The organism is Streptomyces sp. NPDC004031, assembly GCF_053604375.1.
The window spans coordinates 1-1,136 of record NZ_JBSGHL010000168.1; the positions used below are offsets into that span (position 1 = coordinate 1).

Annotated in this window: 1 protein-coding gene; it reads left to right on the top strand. The window is 51.8% G+C overall.

Annotated features, from left to right (window positions below; genetic code table 11):
• On the top strand, window positions 1-1,136 hold a 1,136-nt coding region (locus tag ACWERV_RS36860), incomplete at both ends, for a hypothetical protein (protein WP_452941272.1).

Sequence of the window (1,136 nt, forward strand, 5' to 3'; positions counted from 1 at the left end):
GCGCCGACATCTACTCAGTAATCTTTGAAGACCCCACCCCGAAGCGCAACGGTCGGACGGGACAAAGTCAGGGCGGTGTCGACATTTTTGTTGAGCCTCGCATTGGTAAACGTAAAGGAATTCAGTGCAAGCGTTACTACGAAACGAAGGTCACTGAAAAAGTTATAAATGATGAAGTGGCTGCGGCCGACACGGCTGGCTGGAGCATTGGCGAGTTAATTGTAGCGACGACGACCGCAAGTGATTCGAAGCTCGTCAAGTTTGCTCAGGATTTGACTGACGCGCGGGCGGGGTCTGGAAAGTTCAAGGTAAGCATTGAGTTTTGGGACGATATTTGTAACCACATAAAGCGTCACGCGATTCTTCAAAAGAAATACAGCCCTAACTCCCCAGGCGGTGTCTTTGATGACATGAGAAGGTCGTCGGAGGAGACTCAATCGAGGGTGGTCGAGACCAATGAGCTCATAAGTGCAGTATCATCGAAGCTCGATTCATTCATGTCGCAAGTGGGTGGGCCGGCGCTCGTCTCGTCGCTTGTAACAAACGAAAACAATACAGCATCGAGACAGTTGGACAAGGTGGCCGAACTCATTAAGGAAATGAGCTACAGCGGCGCAAGTGCGTTGCTATCGGTAATCTTTGATGAACACGCCTCATTAAATGAACGGCAGAGAGCGAAATGGTATTTGCTCTCCGGTATTGTGGATTGGCACGCGGGAGATGTCGCTGGCGCTGCACAGAAATTTGACACCGCGTATGAGATATACCCGGATGACGACCGGATTACCTCTGGAAAGATACGTGGTCTCTTGCTTTCTGACCATCTCGACGTCGCGTTTGACATCGCAGAGAAAGCGCGCTCGCGTTTTCCGGATTCAGCCCACGTATGGCTTGCTTGGGCCAATACAAAAATCGCACTGAAGCAGTTTCTTGCTGAAGCCGATGTGCCCGTCAGATTCCAAGGCAACGCCGATGCGTTGCAAATGATGGCAATCAGCTTTCACGATGCGGGGGACCGAGCGTTGTCCCTCGCTTATGCTGACCGAGCTCTACGTGCGGATGGTGCGGGCTTCTACACGTGGAGCAACGTCCTTTTTATTGCCACAGACTTCGCCAGTAAGGACCCGTTTCTGGCC